Annotated in this window: 19 protein-coding genes; 6 read left to right on the top strand and 13 right to left on the bottom strand. The window is 62.1% G+C overall.

Going from position 1 to position 18434, the window contains the following annotated elements; all coding sequences use genetic code 11:
- Positions 1 to 413: 413 nt before the first annotated feature.
- On the top strand, positions 414 to 1064 hold the full coding sequence (locus NKJ73_RS13140; protein WP_292662341.1) for an outer membrane protein: 651 nt from the start codon (positions 414 to 416) through the stop codon (positions 1062 to 1064).
- A gap of 78 nt (positions 1065 to 1142) precedes the next feature.
- Here NKJ73_RS13140 and NKJ73_RS13135 read toward each other — a convergent pair whose 3' ends face one another.
- From NKJ73_RS13135 to NKJ73_RS13125, 3 genes are all read right to left on the bottom strand, one after another.
- On the bottom strand, positions 1143 to 1739 hold the full coding sequence (locus NKJ73_RS13135; RefSeq protein WP_352569696.1) for a glutathione S-transferase family protein: 597 nt from the start codon (positions 1737 to 1739) through the stop codon (positions 1143 to 1145).
- A 485-nt stretch (positions 1740 to 2224) separates the two neighbouring features.
- Positions 2225 to 2662: a hypothetical protein gene (locus tag NKJ73_RS13130; RefSeq protein WP_084641221.1), complete on the bottom strand. Its 438-nt coding sequence runs from the start codon at positions 2660 to 2662 to the stop codon at positions 2225 to 2227.
- 492 nt (positions 2663 to 3154) lie between these two features.
- Positions 3155 to 3685: a DinB family protein gene (locus NKJ73_RS13125; RefSeq protein WP_352569694.1), complete on the bottom strand. Its 531-nt coding sequence runs from the start codon at positions 3683 to 3685 to the stop codon at positions 3155 to 3157.
- A 62-nt stretch (positions 3686 to 3747) separates the two neighbouring features.
- Between NKJ73_RS13125 and NKJ73_RS13120 the strand changes: the two genes are divergently transcribed.
- Positions 3748 to 4383 carry a TetR/AcrR family transcriptional regulator gene (locus tag NKJ73_RS13120; RefSeq protein WP_502894595.1) on the top strand — a complete coding sequence of 212 codons (636 nt, stop codon included), beginning with the start codon at positions 3748 to 3750 and terminating at the stop codon, positions 4381 to 4383.
- A 38-nt stretch (positions 4384 to 4421) separates the two neighbouring features.
- Here the strand turns inward: NKJ73_RS13120 and NKJ73_RS13115 are convergent, their stop codons facing one another.
- From NKJ73_RS13115 to NKJ73_RS13095, 5 genes are all read right to left on the bottom strand, one after another.
- Complete coding sequence (locus NKJ73_RS13115) at positions 4422 to 5174, bottom strand: sulfite exporter TauE/SafE family protein (RefSeq protein ID WP_352569693.1); 753 nt, start codon at positions 5172 to 5174, stop codon at positions 4422 to 4424.
- A 124-nt stretch (positions 5175 to 5298) separates the two neighbouring features.
- The gene (locus NKJ73_RS13110) at positions 5299 to 5751 is read right to left on the bottom strand and encodes a hypothetical protein (protein WP_023677684.1); all 453 of its coding nucleotides are present in this window, start codon (positions 5749 to 5751) and stop codon (positions 5299 to 5301) included.
- Positions 5752 to 5875: 124 nt separating this feature from the next.
- Positions 5876 to 6724 (bottom strand): 23S rRNA (adenine(2030)-N(6))-methyltransferase RlmJ, encoded by an 849-nt coding sequence (locus NKJ73_RS13105; protein ID WP_352569692.1) that lies wholly within the window; start codon positions 6722 to 6724, stop codon positions 5876 to 5878.
- Positions 6721 to 7332: a hypothetical protein gene (locus NKJ73_RS13100; protein ID WP_352569691.1), complete on the bottom strand. Its 612-nt coding sequence runs from the start codon at positions 7330 to 7332 to the stop codon at positions 6721 to 6723. The genes NKJ73_RS13105 and NKJ73_RS13100 overlap by 4 nt, the downstream gene beginning before the upstream one ends.
- Before the next feature lie 4 nt (positions 7333 to 7336).
- On the bottom strand, positions 7337 to 8008 hold the full coding sequence (locus NKJ73_RS13095; protein ID WP_352569690.1) for a TetR/AcrR family transcriptional regulator: 672 nt from the start codon (positions 8006 to 8008) through the stop codon (positions 7337 to 7339).
- Positions 8009 to 8093: 85 nt separating this feature from the next.
- Here NKJ73_RS13095 and NKJ73_RS13090 point away from each other — a divergent pair, with 85 nt between their 5' ends.
- The gene (locus tag NKJ73_RS13090) at positions 8094 to 8603 is read left to right on the top strand and encodes a carboxymuconolactone decarboxylase family protein (RefSeq protein ID WP_352569689.1); all 510 of its coding nucleotides are present in this window, start codon (positions 8094 to 8096) and stop codon (positions 8601 to 8603) included.
- Here the strand turns inward: NKJ73_RS13090 and NKJ73_RS13085 are convergent.
- The 5 genes from NKJ73_RS13085 to NKJ73_RS13065 form a co-directional block, all read right to left on the bottom strand.
- Positions 8590 to 9489, bottom strand: coding sequence for an aminoglycoside phosphotransferase family protein (locus NKJ73_RS13085; protein WP_352569688.1), 900 nt, complete (start codon positions 9487 to 9489; stop codon positions 8590 to 8592). The two genes, NKJ73_RS13090 and NKJ73_RS13085, sit on opposite strands and share 14 nt — an antisense overlap.
- A 119-nt stretch (positions 9490 to 9608) precedes the next feature.
- A complete protein-coding gene (locus NKJ73_RS13080; protein WP_352569687.1) occupies positions 9609 to 10058 on the bottom strand; it encodes a DNA polymerase III subunit chi in 450 nt (149 codons plus the stop codon).
- A 38-nt stretch (positions 10059 to 10096) separates the two neighbouring features.
- Positions 10097 to 11593 (bottom strand): leucyl aminopeptidase, encoded by a 1497-nt coding sequence (locus tag NKJ73_RS13075; protein WP_352569821.1) that lies wholly within the window; start codon positions 11591 to 11593, stop codon positions 10097 to 10099.
- Between the two features lie 49 nt (positions 11594 to 11642).
- On the bottom strand, positions 11643 to 11996 hold the full coding sequence (locus NKJ73_RS13070) for a VOC family protein (protein WP_502894455.1): 354 nt from the start codon (positions 11994 to 11996) through the stop codon (positions 11643 to 11645).
- Between the two features lie 103 nt (positions 11997 to 12099).
- On the bottom strand, positions 12100 to 13266 hold the full coding sequence (locus NKJ73_RS13065; protein WP_352569686.1) for a flavin-containing monooxygenase: 1167 nt from the start codon (positions 13264 to 13266) through the stop codon (positions 12100 to 12102).
- Positions 13267 to 13620: 354 nt separating this feature from the next.
- On the opposite strand from NKJ73_RS13065, the gene lptF reads away from it, so the two are divergent.
- From lptF to NKJ73_RS13050, 3 genes are read left to right on the top strand one after another with little or no spacing between them, the layout of a single operon-like run.
- Entirely contained in the window at positions 13621 to 14823 is a 1203-nt protein-coding gene (gene lptF, locus NKJ73_RS13060) for an LPS export ABC transporter permease LptF (protein WP_352569685.1), read from the top strand.
- On the top strand, positions 14820 to 15905 hold the full coding sequence (gene lptG, locus NKJ73_RS13055) for an LPS export ABC transporter permease LptG (protein WP_023677695.1): 1086 nt from the start codon (positions 14820 to 14822) through the stop codon (positions 15903 to 15905). The genes lptF and lptG overlap by 4 nt, the downstream gene beginning before the upstream one ends.
- Positions 15905 to 18322 carry an LPS-assembly protein LptD gene (locus tag NKJ73_RS13050; protein ID WP_352569684.1) on the top strand — a complete coding sequence of 806 codons (2418 nt, stop codon included), beginning with the start codon at positions 15905 to 15907 and terminating at the stop codon, positions 18320 to 18322. The genes lptG and NKJ73_RS13050 overlap by 1 nt, the downstream gene beginning before the upstream one ends.
- Positions 18323 to 18434: the final 112 nt, after the last annotated feature.

The following is an 18434-nucleotide window of genomic DNA, read 5'->3' as shown; positions in this document are numbered from 1 at the left end:
TCCTTAATCCGATGCCGATTCCGACCTGCCGGGATCGCGCCGGCAAATTATGGCCCGCCAAGCGTTAAATCCCATTTCCACCTGGGGCAGGATTGTGGCAAAGTGGCCGGTGGGCGTTTTGGCTCGACCGGAATTCGGGCCAGCCCGCCCGCAATATAGGGCGCTGGAGCCCTTACACCAAGCCGTGTGCAGTGCAGCACGGCGAACCTGCTGACATTCGCTGTTGCGAAGATGCAACGTCAAGGTTCTGCCTCATTCGTGCCAGGTAATGACCCAAGTTCAGGTTCGCTTCAGCCGCATTTCGACACGACATTTGGAACCGTTGAACGCCGGATCCGTTTCACCCCCCGGACGGGTTGAGGGCGCTCATGAAAAAACAAGCCTGTGTCCTGTGGCTTAAGGAGTAAAGAACAATGCAAGCCAATCTTAAATTTGCGCGACCGCTCGCGGTGGCGTTTGGGCTGTTCGCCCTCGGCGGAACCGCCTATGCCGCGGACGTGGTTCAGGAAGAGCCGCCGGCACCTGCCCCGATCGCAGAACTTCCGGTCGCATCCTGGGCCGGTCCCTATGCCGGTGTGAGCGTCGGCTACGGCTTCGCGGGCCATGCCAAAGCCAAAGACATTGGCGTCGACGTCGACACCAAGGGTTTTGTCGGCGGCGTCTTCGGCGGCTATAACTGGCAGCAGGAGAACTTCGTCTACGGTGCCGAAGCCGATATCGGCTACAACGGCGTCAAGGGCGACGATGCCGGCATCGAGGCCAAGGGTGGCTTCGAGGGCTCGCTGCGTGCCCGCCTCGGCTACGCTGTCACCCCGGACATCCTGCTCTACGGCACCGCCGGTGGCGCGCTGAAGAACCAGAAGATTGAAGCGGCCGGCGTCAGCGACACCAACACCCAGTTTGGCTGGACAGCCGGCGTCGGTACCGACATCAAGATCACCGACAATGTGTTCGGCCGTGTCGAGTATCGTTACACGGACTTCGGCAGGAAGGACTTCGACGGTATCGGCAAAGTCAAGTCGACCGACAATCGCGTCACCTTCGGCGTCGGTATGAAGTTCTAAGTCGTCCAAGCCACGACACGAAAAAGCCGGGCCTCGCGCCCGGCTTTTTTTGTTGGCATCGGTTGAGACCGCTTGTCCTCAAGCCGGGATGGCGGGCTTCAGCTCCGGGAATTTCTCGTCGAAGCGTGCCGCCCAGCGCGTCAGCCGGCCGCGGCCCTTTTCCCATTTTCCAGCGAAGCGCAGCGAGAGATAGCCGAGGCAGGCGCGCAGTGCGATCTGGCCGAGGGTGATTTTCTTCGGCAGCTTCGGCGGGTTCGCGTTGAGCAGATCGAGCGCGGCCGAAATCTTCGTCCACTGGCGCTCGAGCCAAGGCTGGTAGACCATCTCTTCCGGCCGTGTGCGCCGCTCATAGACCATCGACAGCGCGCAGTCGCAGATGCCGTCGGCCAATGCCTCCAGCACCTCCGCCTCAAGGCGCTTGTCGGGATTGCGCGGAAACAATGCGTTCTTCGACATCCGGTTGAGATGCTGGGTGATGGCGCGGCTGTCGTGGACCGAGCGGCCGTCATCGAGCACCAGCACCGGGATCTTGCCGAGCGGATTGGCGCCGATCAGTTCGGCCGGCCTTTCCTCGGTCTTTATCGGCACGAGATCGACCGCAATGCGGGCATGAAGTGCTGCCATGCGCACCTTGGAACTATAGGGGGAAGTAGACGCGTAGAGCAGTCTGGGCATTGTCGATTCCTGTTTGTCGGCTACAGCTCCATACGTCCTGTTGGACGCGCAAAAGGACGCGGTAGCATTGTGACTTCGCGCATGACCCTTACCGAAAATCGATTCCGACAGGGGCTCGTGCGTGGCACTGTTGACCGATCATGCAGGGTTCATCAACGGCCAGAGGCGGAAAACCGCGCCGCCAGCGTGCAGCCATAGTCTCGCGTTCGGATGCGATGAGCCGGAGGTGCGGCGGCAGACGCGAGCAGGTCGGACAATCCAGATCCGAGCAACTACCAACTCGGCCTTGCACCGAAGGTTGGTTTTGGCAGCCACGAATATCCCACCGGACTTCGCCGCATGGCGAAGTCCTGGGAGCTGCGAAAAGACGTCTTCCTCCCGCCTCTTTCTGGTCCTGCCCGACTGTCAACCAAGAAGCGAGGCGCCTGTCCGGCATCCCGCCCTGGCTGTCTTGAGTACTGTCCCCTGCGACAGCAGGACCGCGACTACTTCTTGGCCTTCGCCTTTGCGGGCGCTGCCTTCGGCTTGGCCGCGGGCGCTGCTTTCTTCACTGCTGCAGAAGATTTCGCAGCGGCGGCCTTTGCCGGTGCTGCCTTCTTCGCAGCGGGCTTCGCCGCGGCCTTTGCAGCCGGCTTCTTGGCCGGTGCCGCCTTCTTTGCCGGTGCAGCCTTGGCCTTGGCCGGTGCTGCTTTTGCCTTGGCCGGTGCTGCTTTCTTCACGGCTGGTTTTGCCGCGGCCTTGGCGGCCGGCTTTTTGGCCGGCGCTGCTTTTGCCTTAGGCGCAGCGGCCTTCGCTTTGGCCGCGGGTGCTGCTTTCTTCACAGCAGTTGCGGCCTTTGCCGCGGCTGCTTTTGCCGGTGCTTTCTTTGCCGGTGACTTTGCCGGTGCCTTGGATGCCGGCGCTTTGGATGACTGCTTAGCCATATCATGCCCCTTCCGTTGTGCCGACGGCCGTTATTGACCCGGCGCGCATTGCATATCTGACTCGCGGCTTGCTAGCCAGCGAAGCATTAGAATGATTTTTGTAGCTTAAGTTTCGGTTACGGCGAGCGCGCGACCATTTTACCCGCGCAAAAATCGGCTGCGAATCTTTGTGTCCCGCAGCGAAGTTCTGCGACAGAAATTCTGGTCGCTCTATCTCGACCGGTCTTCTCGTCAAGCTCATGACCTGTTCGACCAGCTTTGCGCTTCAACGTCCGACGCTCGGCGCGAACATTGTCAAGAGCGAAGGCGGTCGCCCGCCTCGTCTTGTCCGAAACGATAAACTACAGGTAAGTAGGAAGCAACGCGACGAGCACGCCGCTGCACTATCTTGCACGACGCGATGAAAGTAAGCAGACAGCTCGCATTTCTGAAGGACAGGATATCCGTCGATAGATCCGGTCGAGCCGACCGTGATCGAAAGCGCTTGGCCGTTCAGGCGCCGAGCGGCTCACGGCCTATCTGCAGCCGGCGCGAAGGCTCGGCCCTGTGGAGATGGACGGCGAAGGTATCCCATGGCGGCATGACCGAAATCTGCGCCAGGATGCGCCCCGCTTCACCGCGATGATAGCCGCCGTGCAGTACGACGTGGGTCAGCATTTCCTGTCGCGACATCAATGCCTTATCCCCGTCGGTGAACACGAATGCGACGGGCTCGGACAGCTGCCGCGACGAAACGGTTTCGAGATAATCGAGATACCAGCGATCGGTCGCTGCGACCGCGGCGCGAAGTTCGTCGAACGCCGGCGTGTCCTCGGTGGTGTCGGCGGAGTAGCCATGGCTTGCGTCAACCAGGTGCGCCGAGAATATCCGCGACACCACATGGCTGTGATCGACGAGCCGTATCACGGCCTGCCGTTCCTTGCCGTGAACATGCGGGTCGAGACTCGCGAGCTTTTCCAGCAGTTCGTCATTGGCCCAGGCCTGATAGGCAAACAGGCTGCGAAGCAGAGCGAGCGCATTCATGGTCGGTGTCCTTTTCCGGAAATGCGAGTATGTTGTTTATATTTTCAGGAGAATGGGCGAACGTGTCTACTCGCATTGCAAAACCGCATCCGCGCATGCGCAAACAGCCGCGCCAGGCGCGTTCCAGAGCAACCGTCGAGGCGATCATCGAGGCGGCGGCTCATGTTCTGAGCGGGCTGGGGTGGGCCGGCTTCACCACCAACAAGGTTGCCGAGACAGCAGGTGTAAGCATCGGCACGCTCTACCAGTATTTTCCCGACAAGCTTTCCCTGCTCGCTGCCGTCCGGCGCCGTCACTTCGATCATGTGCTGTCGGTCATTCGCGATTCGGCGGAAGACCAAAAGCCGCTCAGGAAATTCGCGCAGGAGCTGGTGCGCGGCATGATCGCCGCGCACAGCATTCACCCGACACTACATCAGGTGCTGCTCGACGAGGCGCCGGGCGATCGCGGCTCCAGGGCCGCCCATGCTTCGTTCCAGGCACAATACCTCAATCACTATGCGACTGCTGTCGCCACTTATCGCAAGCCAAGGAAAGGCGCCGACATGCAGACCGTGGCGCGCGTGCTATCGTCAGCGATCGAAGGTGTGATCCACAACGCGGCACGCCGGAACATGCTCGCCGCGCCGGAGCTGCAAAAGCAACTCGTCGAACTGATCTGCGCCTACCTATCGGGAGCAGGCCGCATCGGTCGATAGCGCATGGCACGGCGGAAGTCGCGATTTCTGTGTGTCGTTCAAACCCGGCTTATGAGGTGCGGCAAGGACGATACCAACAATGCCCCACCTGATGCGGCCAAGAGTGTGAGGACGATCTTTCGAAAAGTCGCCTCGCTAACGCCGACGTAGAGTCTCGCGCCAAGGAGCGTCGGTATCAACATGGCCGGCGCAACGATGGCAAACATCGGCAGCATTTCGAGCCTGATCTTTCCGGCCGCAAGATAGGCAGCCATCGTCATGGAGAGGGTCACCAGGTTGAAATTTTGGACGACAATGCGCTGCCTGTCCTTTTCCCATTGGCGCAGCACGCACCACAGCGTTGGAACCGGGCCGGTGAAGCCGCCAAGTCCACCCATGATGCCGCCGACCAGACCTATTGCGCTGTCTGCAACAGGACCTCCGACCGTGATGGGAGGGAGGCGACGGGCAAAGAGCATCAAGGGACACCAAACGACCAGCAGCGCTCCGAAGACCAGCTTGAACAATTGCACATCCAGCAAGGGCAGGATGGCGACACCGACCGGAATCCCGATGATCCCGCCGATCAGGAATGGCAGCAGAAGCCTGAGGTCGAAGCCCCGGCGGACGGTGACGGCGGCGATGATCTGGCCGGTGAGCGCCCCAAAGACCGCCATGGCGGCAGCAAGCTGGGGCTCCACGGTCCAAATCCAAATCGACATGGCAACCAGGCTGAAAGCGAACCCGGAAAGCCCCTGGACGAAGCCAGCAACGACCGCGCCGAGAGCAACAGTATAAACAAACGAATCCATGTAGTGCTGTTTCCCCGCAAACTCGTGACAGCAGATCGCGCTTCCCGCGAATGCTGCGCCGCATGGAAACGGTGACGGTCGATCAGGTGGCCGGTGCTAAAAATCGGAATCAGCGAGTGCGCGATCAGCGCAGGACGCGGCAGCGGCCGTTGTAGACCATCCAGCGGTCGAAGCCCGAGACGCAGAATTCGACATTGTCGCCGATCGAGGCAAAACCCTGGCCTTCCTCGATCAGGTACCAGATGGTGCGAGCGCCGCCGTCGGAGAGGCTGACGGTGGCGCCGCAATAACGGCGGCCGATCGGCCAGGTGTCGTCGGCCGGCAGATAGCGATGCTGATGGATGCGCTGGAAGTCGACGATCTGCACATCCGGCAGATGCGGCACGTGATGCACCTGGTAGGAGAAGCGGTCGGTGATCTTGTTCAGCACCCAGGCCTCGCCGCAGACGCCGCTATCCTCGTCGGTATAGATTGCAAGGTCGGCCGCCTGGACTGCCTGGGTGACGCCAAGAGGCGCGGCCAGCGGCGTGCAAAAGGCGAGCAGTGCGGCAAGGGCGGATTGGGCGAAGCGAGTCATGGCAGCCTCTCAAGGTCGACTGCGCGCACTGTGCGGATTCGCTGACGCGCGGTCAAGCGGTTGTAGCGACCGTGGTTGTGGTGACGATGGTTGCGCTGACGGAACGGCAGGGCCGCGCCTCAAACTACTCTCCCGCCAGCCAGTCCAGCGTCCAGTGCGACGGCTGCTCGACAGCAAGCAGCCGGTGCAGCGCCGGCAACAGCGTCCGTAACTCGTCTTCCAGCGTGAAGGGCGGATTGACCACCACCATGCCGCAGCCGTCGAGGCTCGGCTCGACGGCGGCCGGCCTGATCTCAAAACCGATGTCGAGCAGCTTCGAAATGCCTGTCTGCTTCAGCGCCTTGCGGAAGGCGGCGACCGCCCTGCGGTCCTTGAGCGGATACCACAGCGCGTAAATCCCTCCTGGCCAGCGCCGATGGGCTTTTTGCAGCCCGTCGACCAAGCGACCGAACTCGCCCTCTTCCTCGAAAGGCGGATCGATGAGCACGAGGCCGCGCTTTTCCTTTGGCGGCAGATGCGCGCCGAGGGCCAGCCAGCCGTCGAGCTCGATCACCCGGGTCTGGAAGTCGCCGTCGAACAGCGCCTTCAGTCTGGCGGCATCCTTAGGGTGCAGTTCGACTGCCGACAGCCGGTCCTGCTTGCGCATCAGGTGCCGGGCGATCAGCGGCGAACCCGGATATTTTTTCACGCCGCCCTCCGGATTGAGCGAATGGACGGCTTCAAGATACGGCGCCAGCAGTGCCGCCGCCGGCGCATCGAGTGCGGCGTCGACCAGCCGGCCGATGCCGCCTTGCCATTCGCCGGTCTTTTGCGCTTCGGTCGAGGACAGATCGTAGCGGCCGATGCCGGCATGGGTGTCGATGACCCGAAACGCCTTGTCCTTCTGCTTCAGATATTCGATCAGCCGGCTGAGCACGACATGCTTGACGACGTCGGCGAAGTTCCCGGCGTGGTAGGCGTGGCGATAGTTCAATTGGAGCCCCTGCCCCAGCGCGGCGGTGGCGGCTGCGAGTTCGGATTTTCCGGCCGGCGGCCGCCGAAACGGAATGCCAGCACCAGCCCCACCAGGCCGGCCGCCATCAGGGAAAAACCGACCGGGCGCGCCCGGCGGTCGACCTCGCCGGCCCCCGAGCGCAGGACGAGATCGACGGCCCGCATCGGAATGCCTTCGGCGTCGCCCGGACCGACGGTGAAGATGTAAGAACCAGGGGTAACGGTCGGGATCAGGCCGGCCTCGTCGCGAAAGATCCTGTCCGGCAGTTGCGGGCTGACCTGGCGCGGATTGTCGGAGTGATTGAACTGCAGCGTCGAGGCGAGCACCGTCCTGCCGCCGGTGGCGGCAGTGAGGGTCAACACAGTGCGCTGCTGCGAGACGATGCGCTCGGCTCTCGCCGTAAGGTCGACCAGCACGCGTAGCGGCCCGTCGCGTGCGCTCAGGGGCACGGTCACCGGCTTGAACCGGCCCTGGTCGTAAACCCGCCAGATGCCGATCTCACGGCCGGAGAAATTGGTCATCGCCCAGGGATAGACGACGCCGATGCCGGTACCGATGAGCAGTATCAGGGCGAACAGAGAGCGCATGAGGTCAAGACCCGGTATTCGGCGCGCTGGTGCCGTCGCGGGCGCGCTCCATTTCGTCCAGGAGCATCTCAAGGCCGAGATCAAACGTCCGGTCGAATTCGGCGGTGCCGAAATAACGCCCGGCCGCAGCTACTTTTGGAAAATCCTGCGCCAGTTGCTCGTCGCTGACGATGGTCACGGCCGAAGGCCCCTTTGCATAGCCGGCAGTCTCGTCGAGGATGGCACCCATCAGATAATAGCCGGTGGTGCGGAACAGCCGCGCACCCAGTTCCGGTCCGAAGCCGCCGGACTCGAACAGGCCAAGGATGCCGTTCAGCCAAGTGAGACAGGTCGGCGAATTCATCCGGTAGGTTACAAGGAACGTGGCAAAGGCCGGGTGCTCACGCGCGACGCGGCGGAAATCCTGCACGGCAATGCGTAACCTTTGTCGCCAAGGGAGGTCCGCGTCGGGCATTTCGAGGGAGCCGATCAGCCGATCCACCAAGGCTTCGAAGAGATGCGCCACCGAAGGAAAGTGGTGATAGATGCTCATGGCTTCGCAGCCGAGTTCTGCCGCCAGCTTGCGCATCGAAAACCCGGCGAGGCCCTCGCTCTCGATAACCTTCAAAGCCGCATCCTCGATCATCTCGCGAGACAGCCGGCCGCGCGGTCGCTTTTTTTTGATCGATGTGTCCATGGTGCCGCTTGACAACTTACACTGTAAGGCTAATTTTCGACAGTACCTTACATCGTAAGGCTAACAAACGCCAGAGGAGAATGTCATGTCTGTCTGTCGTACTCTTTCATCAAAGCACTCTTCCATCCGCCGTGCCTGCCTGCTCGCCGCCACCTGTGTGCTGACGCTGGCTGCAGCTCCTTCTTATGCCGATGAGTATGACGCGACCGTCAAGGACATCCAGTCGACCATGGGCGGGGTGCCCGGTTTCGTAAAGCAGTTCCCGAAAGCCGGTCTGCCCGGTGCATGGGCCGAGGTCAAGGCCATCCAGCTCAGCGACAAGACGGCGCTGCCGCCGAAGGTCAAGTCGCTGATCTCGCTGGCGGTGGCGGCGCAAATCCCGTGCAACTACTGTATCTGGTCGGACACGCAGGACGCCAAGCGCGCCGGCGCCACCGACGAGGAGATCCAGGAGGCGGTCGCCGTTTCAGCGCTGACCCGCCATTGGAGCACCATCTTCAACGGCATGCAGGTCGATTTCGATACGTTCAGGAAGGAGATGGGGCGGGCAGTAATGCTTTCGTTACTAGAGCGGGACGCGTTCAGACTGAATTAGCCTTCCCGCTTCGACTGTTTGTGTGATCCGCCAGCACCTCATCGATGACCCGCCACGATTTTTCCGCCTCGCGCTGGTTGCCGTCATGTCCCGAGGCGACGATCAGCGCCTTCCACAACGCCCAGCCCCGTGCGCGCGCCCAGCTGTGCTCGTCAAGGGCAATGGCGGCGCGGAACGCCTGGCGGCTCTCGCCGTAAAATTCCGTCCACGCGATCACCAGGTCACAGGCAGGATCGCCGATAGCCCTCCTGCCGAAATCGCCGACCGCCCACATTTGGCCACCTCCGACGACCTGAGTGCCCGAGGCACCGGGCCCAGGCCCCCATCCCGCCGCCCCTTGCCATCCGGCGCCAAGGGCCGTCGCCCACACGGCCTCGGCTGCGGCCTTGTCGATGCGGCCGCCGAGCGCCGAGAGCGCGGCTCGGGTCTCGGCGTCGTAGACCGAAAGCCGGCCACCGCGGTGGAAATTATGCTGCCCTGCCGGTGGCCCATCGGCAGCGTCGATCCGGTAGAGCGCAACCAGAAAGCCGGCCAGCGAACGGGCGAACTCAGTAAGATCGGCAATCAGTCCACCAGCCGCCGGTCTGCCGCCAAGCCAGCGATAGACGGACCAAGGCCATGGATAGCCTTCCCCGGGCGCGCCTTTGGCCAGCGGCACGGGTATCGGCAGAGGCAGGTGAGGCGCCAGGCGAGGCAGCCAGCGATGCTCCTTCTCGACCTGGGCGACATAGGCGGCAGCGCTCGGCAGCCGCACCGACATGCTGTCGCCCAGCCGGAACGTGCGGTTGTCCCAGCCGCCAGGCTCGACCGTCTCTACCGGCAGGTCCGCCCATTTGGGGAACTGCGCGGCAATCAGCCGGCGAACAAGTGCGGCATCTATCGGCATGCCTGGTGTTCGTTCATCGGGCGGCATCGGGCTTACTCAGATCTTTTGAATGGCCGGCGGTCAATCGTTTTGTCGTCGCACTCTTGCGGCGCCAGTGATTCCACTTGGCTGCAAATTCTCTAAGCCTTGCGCTCCCAGCGCCGGTCGGGCGTTTGCTGCCAGTAGGTCACGGTGTGGCCGGCCTCCTTCATTATCGTCCAGTGCGTGCGTGCCGCCTCTAGCTGGGCTGCATCGTGGCCGTCGAACAGGAACACGGCGCGCTGGTAGCCGCCAAGCTCCGGCGGCACCGCCCCATCGACCAGGAAGCGTATCTGCGCCTGGTTCGGATTGTCAGGGCCGACGGTCAGAAGCACCGGCTGCTCGGCGGGATGGGCTTCGCGATCCGTTGCGTGGGCCAGGAACGAATCGTCCCGGAAAGTCCACAGATGCTGGTCCAGCGCGTCGCGCCGTTCCTCGGTGCCGGTCTGCACCACGGCGCGCCAGCCGCGATCGACACTGCGCTCCAGGAGGCCGGGCAGCGCATCCTCCAGCGTCGATTCGGTCAGGTGATAAAACAGAACCTCGGCCATGCGTTCAGTCTACGTTGTCGGAGTCCCGCCCCAGCCGCTCATTGCTCGTAATGATCGCGCACCAGCCGGTCGAGCAGCCTAACGCCGAAGCCGGAAGCCCATGACTGGTTGATCTCGCTGGAAGGCGCGCCCATCGCGGTGCCGGCGATGTCGAGATGCGCCCAGGGCGTGTCCTTGACGAAGCGCTGCAGGAACTGCGCGGCGATAATGGCGCCGCCATGGCGGCCGCCGATGTTCTTCATGTCAGCATTCTTGGAATCGATCAGCTTGTCGTATTCGGCACCGAGCGGCATGCGCCACACCCGCTCCTGCGTCGCCTGTCCGGCCGCCGTCAGCCGGTCCGCCAACTCGTCATTGTTGGAGAACAGGCCGGCATAATGCTGGCCGAGCGCGACCATGATGGCGCCGGTCAGCGTCGCCAGATTGATCATGAATTTCGGCTGGAAGCGGTCGTTGCAGTACCAGAGCGCATCGGCCAGCACCAGGCGGCCCTCGGCGTCGGTATTGAGCACTTCGATAGTCTGGCCCGACATCGAGGTGACAATGTCGCCCGGTCGCTGAGCGTGGCCGTCGACGGCGTTTTCAACCAGCCCGACAATGCCGACGACATTGACCTTCGCCTTGCGCGCGGCCAGCGCGTGCATCAGCCCGGTGACGGCAGCAGCGCCGCCCATGTCGCCCTTCATGTCCTCCATGCCCGACGCCGGCTTGATCGAATTGCCGCCGGTGTCGAAGGTGACGCCCTTGCCGACAAAGGCGACCGGGCTTTCCTTGGCCTTGCCGCCGTCCCACCGCATGACCGCGATGCGGGCGCCACGCGGCGAACCCTGCGCTACGCCCAGCAGCGAACCCATGCCGAGCTTCTTCATCTCCTTCTCGGCCAGGATCTCGACCGTGACGCCGAGCGCCTCCAGTTCGGCGATGCGGGCGGCGAATTCCACCGGTCCCAAAACATTGGCCGGTTCATTGACCAAATCGCGCGCCAGCAAGACGCCGTCGATCACCGCCGCTTCATCGGCGAAGGCCTTCTTTGCAGCTGCCGGATCGGCGGTGTGAATAGTCACCTTGACAGGCTTTTTTGGCTCGCGCTTGTCGTCACCATTGTTCTTTTTGGTCTTGTACTTGTCGAAGGAATAGCTGCGCAGCAGGATGCCCGCTGCAAGCTGAACGGCTTGCCTGCCGCTGACGGCCGCACCGGGAAGATCGAGCACGACGGCCACTTCGGTTGCCTTGCGAAAGGACGCGGCAATCGTGCCGCCGAGCTTCAGCCAGGCGTAATCATCGAGATTGGAGCCCTTGCCGGCACCGACAGCCACCAGCCGCTCGAGCGATGTCCCTTCCGGTGCCAGCACTTCGACCAGGCTGGCGAATTTGCCGGTGAAGTCGGCGACCGGAAAAGCCCGCTCGAGGGTCTTTGCCGGATCGCAAGCCCTGGCGGCATCGCTGAGGCCGCCCTCGTCGGCCACCAGAACGAAAACGCTGCCTTTTTTGGGCGCGGCGAATTTGGCAAAGGCGATCGAGGGTCTCGAATTCATCATGTCCTGCTTTCGGGGAAGTGAGTTGGATTATTGCGAGAAACGTTCGTCAGTGAGCGGCGGGTTGAAACAGCTCGATGACATTGCCCGATGGGTCTTCGAGCAGCGTCTGGGAACCGCCGACGCCCGTTATGATATCGTTGCGAAAGACAAGTCCAGCACTCTTGAGGCGCGCAACCTCTTCTTTCAGGTCCGGCACCACCAACAGGATGCGATTCCAACCTCCCGGCACCGGCTGCCGGCCATCCGGCATCGCCCGTGCACCCGAACTGCCGGGTCCGCTTAGAAGGAGCCGTAAAGCGCCGCGTGTGACGGAAGCAAACGCCGGTCGGGCGTCCTGTTCAACAGCGAAGCCCAGATGTCCACAGTAGAAGTCGATCGAGGCGGCGACATCATCGACCATGTAGCGAATGCTGACTGGCGTCATGACTATTGACCTTTCGGTTCGAGCACGTTTCAACAAGGCGTGTCTATTGCGGGCGGAACAGTCGGCATAGTCCGGCTCATTATCGCTGCTTGACAATCCGCGCCGCTATCGCCCTGGCCTGAATGCGGGCGTTGGCGAAACAACCGCGAATGCTCGGCCGCATGCCGGTAAACCACAGACCGGGCAATTTCGGATCGGCATCGCCGCCGTTGAAAAGCGGAACGCCCTTGCCGTCGAGAACGCCGAGCTTGCCGACCATCTGCTCCAGACCGGTGCGATAGCCGGTCGCCGCAATGACGATATCGGGCGTGATCAACCTGCCGTCATTCAACACGATGCCGTCTTGGGTAAATTCCCGCAATAGTGGCACCACCACGATCGTGCCTGCCTTTATGGCGCGAACCGCGCCGTCATCGGCTGCGATCGCGGTGTAGTCGGCGCTCAGACGGCTCGCACCGCCTATGGGAGCCGGCGGAAGCCCAAATTTCGTCAGGTCGCCGAAAACCAGGCGCTGGGTTGTCGCCATCACCGCATCGGCCAACCGCACCGGCAAGCTCGCCATCAACGGTGAAAGCCTGTGGACGGCGACCTTGCCGATGCGTTTCGGCAGCAGCGACGGGCCGTTGCGGGCCGACAGCCAGATGCTTTGGGCATCTGCATTCGCAAGATGATTGAGTGCATCGAACCCCGAATTGCCGGCTCCGACGACCAGCACCTTTTTGCCGACGTAGTCCTTCGCCTCGCCAAAATCGGCCGAATGGATAATCCGGCCTGCAAAATCCTTCATGCCTTTCCACGCGGGAATAAACGGCTGCCGGTCGCGCCCGGTGGCGACGACGACATGGCGCGCCAGACGACGTCCGGAGTTCGTCCGCACGGTCCAGTGATCGCCGTCGAACGTGATCTCTTCAACGGCAACGCCGAATGCGACCGGCAGACCATGCGCCTGGCTGAAATCGTTCAGATGGCGAATGACGGCCGATTTATGCGGAAAAGCCGGGGTGCCTGCGGGATAGCCGACGCCGGGCAGCGTCGAGAGATCGCGATGCGTATTGAGGTGCAGCCGCTGGTGCCGCCGATGCCAGGGTTCGGCAAGCCGGCTCTCCTTTTCCAGGACGAGCGTCGGTACGCCGGCCTTCATCAAGGCGTGGGCGGCGGCAAGGCCGGCCGCGCCGGCGCCGACCACGATCGCGCCGTCAAAGACGGTTTCCCGACCGGTTTGATCGCGCAATTTTTCCGCTTCCATGCTGGGGCTCGACAGATCCTGACCCGTCTTATCATGTCGCGGCGGTCGCGACCGGCGCGACATTTGGTCGTTTTGCCGCATTTGACAAGACTTTGGCCGAAATCGCTCCCATATGCGATATCGAACCATCCACGATTCGTCGCGGCACGGCCCCGCTTCCCGCCGCAACCTGTTGTTAACCAACAATGTTCGCTCTTTCTTATCCATTGCCGCCGACACTCCGGCCCAGCGGATTTTGCGATCCGGGACAGAACCCAGATCGAACCGCCAAACTGAGCCAGTTGTGCAGCCGGCGCCGGACGACTACCTTGTTCCAAGGCATGATGCCGTTCGAAATCGCCGAGAAAAGCCTTCATGAAGGTCGTTGAACGTTACATCATGCGCCGTGCTTTCGCGGTATTCGCGCTGGCGCTCGTCTGGACGCTGGCGATCGTCTGGACGACTCAGGTGCTCGCCCGCATCGACCTCGTCACCGATAGCGGTCAGTCGGCCCTCACCTTCTTCGAAGTCGCAGCGCTGATCATCCCGACGATCGTTCCGATTGTCGTGCCGTTCGCCCTGGTGGTCGCGGTCGCCCAGATCCTCAGCGTGATGAATTCGGATTCGGAGCTGGCCGTCATCAATGCCGCCGGCGCTTCACGCTGGACCATCGTCAGGCCGATCATGCTTCTGGCACTTGCAGCCAGCGTTTTTTCCTTCGCCGTCGACAATGGCGTCGACCCTTACGCACGCCAGAAGAACCGCGAGTTGATTGCGTCGTCGCGTGCCGATCTGTTGTCGTTGATCATCCAGGAAGGCACCTTCCGTAAGATCGATGACGGCCTGTTCCTGCAGGTTGGCGAACGGCTTCCCGACAACCGTCTCGGCGGCATCTTTGTCGCCGATTCGCGCGAAGAAGGCGTCAATCTCATCTACTACGCCAAGACCGGCAGCATCATCGAACGCGGCGACGAGAAGGTGCTGATGATGAATGACGGCGTCATCCATCGCAAAACCATGACTGGCGACCTCTCGGTGATCCGGTTCACCTCCTACGCCTTCGACTTGTCCGCTTTCATGTCGGCATCATCTGACATCCTGCTCTTGCCGAAGGACCGGACGACCCAGTATCTGCTCAATCCCAGTCCGAACGACAAGATGTACCAGCAAAAGCCGAACAGGTACCTGGCCGAGCTCAACCAGCGTTTTTCCGAGTGGTCCTATTCGCTCGTCTTCGCGCTGATCGCGCTCGCCGTTGCCGGAGATGCGCGCTCGCATCGCGAGGCGCGTGTGCACCCGCTGATCACGGCAATCGCGATCGCACTGTTCGTGCGCTGGCTCGGGTTCTTTGCCGCCGGCAAGGCCGACAAGGTGCCGCAATATGCCTATATGGTCTACGGCGTCCCGATCGTCGCATCGGCGATCGCCATCTGGTTCATCGTGTCCAACCGGACCATGGAACTGCCGGTTGCCTGGGCCGATTGGATAACCAATCTTGCCGGCCGCTTCAGTGACGGCTGGAGCGCCATCAAGCTCCGTTTTGCCAGGCGTGGCGCATCCGGACAGGGGGCCGGCTGATGGGCTGGACTCTGGGTCGGTACTTCTTCTTTCGCTATGTGACGATCACCATCTGGTTCTTCATCGGCCTCTTGGCGCTGGTGTTCCTGATCGATTTCACCGAGCTTTCCGGCCGCACGACCGGCGTGCCGGGCTTCACCTACGCAACTGCGTTCGCCATTTCGGGGCTCAGGATGCCGATGATCATGCTGCAGACGGTGCCGTTCGTCGGCCTGTTCTCGGCGATGGCGACGTTGGTGTCGCTCAACCGCAAATATGAATTGGTCATTGCCCGTTCCGCCGGGGTTTCCGCATGGCAATTCCTGCTGCCGTGCTGCATCGGGGCGCTGCTGTTTGGAGCCTTGTCGGTCGGCGTCATCAATCCGGTAGCCGCGCACGCCTATTCCTGGTCCGAGGAGATCGAGACCCAGCTCCGTTCGGGCAAGTCGAACAGCGTCTCGGCCGATGCTGCGCCCTGGATCAGGCAGAAAACCAACGCCGGCGACACCATCATCGGCGCGCGCGCCATTCTCAATCAAGGCCTGGAGATGGCCGACGCGGTCTTCTTCAGCTTCAGCCCGCAAGGCGACATCATCGAGCGCAAGGATGCGGCGCGCGCCTTTTTGCGGGACGGCTACTGGGAATTGCAGGACGTCAAGGTGTTCCGGGACGGTACCATCCAGTCGTTACCCAGCGATCGGCTGCCGACCAATCTCAAGCCGGAATTCGTGCAAGAGCGGTTGGCCCGCCCTGAGACCATTCCCTTCTACGATCTGCCCGGCAAGATCGAAGTGGCCCGCTCCTTCGGCCTCAAGGCAAACGCCTTCGCCATGCAGTTCAATTCCCTGATTGCGCTGCCCTTCCTGCTTGTCGCGATGACGCTGATTGCGGCAACGGTATCAATGCGATTTGCGAGGATGGGGCAGTCGGCAACGATGATTCTGGGTGGCATCGTGGCCGGCTTTCTGCTTTATGTCGTTTCGGTGCTGGTCAAGGCATTCGGCGTAGCGGGATTCGTACCCACGGCCGTAGCGGCTTGGGTCCCGGTTGTCGTGGCTATGTTCTTCGGGGTGACATTCCTGCTATACAAGGAAGACGGCTAGTGAGGGAGGCGGTTTTGCGCAGCCATAGGCACGCCGGTTTGGCACGCCTCTCTGCGGCGAGAGCCTTGGCGTGCCTGCTTGCCAGCGCCGCCCCGGTTGCTCCGGCTTTTGCCCAGGACGTCAGTGAGCTGGCAACGAAGGTTCCGAGCGGCACGCAGATGCTGCTGGCAGCCGATACGCTGGTCTACGACAACGACAAGCAGACCGTGACGGCCGTCGGCGGCGTCCAGATCGACTACGGCGGCAACCGTCTGGTCGCCCAGCGGGTCGAATACAACCGCAACACCAAACGCCTCGTCGCCAGCGGCAATGTCGAACTCGTCAATAGCGACGGCACCAAAATCTATTCGCAGCATGCCGACATCACTGACGATTTCGCCGACGGCTTCGTCAACGCGCTGCGGGTCGAGACCATAGACAAGGCGTATTTCGCCGCCGAAAGCGCGGAGCGCATGGGCGGCGTGCTGACGACGTTCCACAATGGCGTCTACACCGCCTGCGAGCCGTGCGAGGACAAGCCCGACAAAGCGCCGACCTGGCGTATCAAGGCCAGGAAGATCATCTGGAACGGCGAGAAGAAGACGGTTCGCTTCGAGAACTCGAATTTCGAGTTCTTCGGCTTTCCGCTGGCCTATCTGCCGGCTTTCGAGATCGCCGACCCGACGGTCAAGCGCAAGAGCGGCTTCCTGATCCCCGGCGTCGCCTACAAGAGCGATCTCGGCGTCGGTGTTAAAGTCCCCTATTATTTCGCGCTCTCGCCGACCTACGATCTCACTGTCACTGGCAGCGGCTATACCAAGCAAGGTTTCCTTGGTGAGGCCGAGTGGAGGCAGCGCTTCAACAACGGTCAGTACAGCCTGAAGATTGCGGGCATCCGGCAGGAGAATCCCGACGCCTTCATCGACGACAATGGCCACAACGTGAATTCGGGTACCGAAGGCGACCCGAACAGGTTCCGCGGCATGATGGGCACCCAGGGCCAGTTCGCCATCAACCCGCGCTGGGACTTCGGCTGGGACATCCTGCTGCAGAGCGACAAGAATTTCGCGCGCACCTACGACATCGATGGCTTCAACGATAGCGTGCACCGCTCCGAGGTGTACCTGACGGGGCTCAACGATCGCAATTACTTCGATGTGCGCGCCATGCACTTCGACGTTCAGGAAGACACGCTCGCCAGCGATCCGACTGCACGCGCCGCCAAGCAGCCCTGGGTGCTGCCCTCGCTCGACTACGCCTATATCCCCGACATGCCGGTGGCCGGCGGGCAGCTGTCGTTCGACGTCAACGCGCGGGTCATTGACCGCGACAGGCTCGATACGGCTCTTGCAAATTCGGGCATCCCTTCGTCCGTCAACAACGTCCGCGGCATCGACGGTCAATCCGGCCGCCTTACCGCGGAAGCCGAATGGAAGCGCACCTTCACCACCGATGGCGGGCTGCTGCTGACACCGCTCCTCGCGCTGCGCGGCGACGCCGGCTACGTCAACGCCTCCTCGGCCTCGCTCGACGCCATCAACCAGATGGCGACCAATCTCGGCGTCGAGGACGATATGCGTTCATCGCTTGCCCGCTACATGGCGACCGCCGGCCTTGAGATGCGCTGGCCGGTGCTGTTTTCGATGACCAGTTCCAGCCATGTCTTCGAACCGATGGCGCAGGTATTCATGCGTCCGAACGAGCAATATGTCGGCGGGCTGGCGGTCCCCAACGAGGACGCCCAGAGCTTCGTCTTCGACGCCACGACGCTGTTCGAGCGCGACAAATTCTCGGGCTATGACCGCATGGAAGGCGGCACACGCGCCAATGTCGGGCTGCGCTATTCCGGCGCATATGACAATGGCTGGGGCACCAATGCGGTGTTCGGCCAATCCTACCAGCTCGGCGGCCAGAACTCGTTCGGCACGCCGGATCTGGTCAATGTCGGCGCCTATTCAGGTCTTGAAACTGCAACCTCCGACTATGTCGGCCTTGTCGGCTTCAACAGCCCCAGCGGGTTTTCCGGCTCGGTCAGCGGCCGTTTCGACGAGCAAAGCTTCGAGATCCGCCGCGCTGAGGTAAAGGCCGCCTTTTCAGGCCTGCCGGTATCGCTGAGCGCCAAATACGCCTTCATCCAGGCGCAGCCGCTCTATGGCTTCTCGACCGATCGCCATGAGGTTACGCTCGGCGCCTCGACACATCTTGCCGAGAATTGGCGCGTCTTTGGCACCGGCACATATGATCTGGAGCAGAGCGTTCTGGTCAAGGACGGGGTCGGCTTTGCCTATAGTGATTCGTGCTTTACCTATTTGATGACGTTTTCGGAAAGACGTGACCTGAACACCAAGGAAGTATCGCAGAACGTCGGCTTCAACCTGTCGTTCCGCACGCTCGGCGATTTCGGCTCGTCGCAACGCTCCATCGACACCATTCAATAACGGGCAGCGGTCGGCAACAGGGCGCCTGGCGGACGACATTGTTTCGCCGCATAGAGCAGGCACGAATTTTGACGGCCTGAACTGGATAGGTTGGGCCGAATCGGGATGGAAT

Origin of the sequence: Mesorhizobium sp. M0074, assembly GCF_040322975.1 — a bacterium.
In the GTDB taxonomy this organism is placed as follows: domain Bacteria; phylum Pseudomonadota; class Alphaproteobacteria; order Rhizobiales; family Rhizobiaceae; genus Mesorhizobium.
The sequence above is the reverse complement of the archived record's forward strand: the minus strand, read 5'-3'. Positions and strand labels throughout refer to the sequence as shown.